General features: G+C 57.5%; 1 protein-coding gene. It reads left to right on the forward strand.

Translation table 11 applies throughout. The annotated features are described in order from the left end of the window. A partial coding sequence (locus tag SB752_RS32025; RefSeq protein WP_410719443.1) for a hypothetical protein occupies positions 1 to 369 on the forward strand: 369 nt, incomplete at both ends.

A 369-nucleotide genomic window follows, 5' to 3' on the forward strand; every position in this document is an offset into this window, starting at 1 on the left:
TCTGCGAACGCGCAGCTGTTTGTCAACAACGGTACCGACCCGACCTGCGCCTTAATTTTTGATGGCAGCGCAGTCACTTATCAGTCGCAGGTCACACAATCGGAGTGCAACGCCAACCTATCGACTCAGACTACGCACTCAACCTTCTATGGCACCCACCTCAATGGTTCACCACCTTGGGCATCAAACCTGAGCCTTGGGGGCTCGTTATATGTCAACGGAGGTCAAATCGGCCTCGCCGATATCTCGGGTGGAACTTTCTCAATGCGCATTGGCAGCACCGCGACTATGAACGGCCTCGCGGGGCTGGACTCGATCGCCATTGGGTCAGCGCAGACCGCGATATCGGACGGAGCAGCCACCGCTGCG

Origin of the sequence: Brevibacillus sp. SIMBA_040, assembly GCF_046535075.1 — a bacterium.
In the GTDB taxonomy this organism is placed as follows: domain Bacteria; phylum Bacillota; class Bacilli; order Brevibacillales; family Brevibacillaceae; genus Brevibacillus.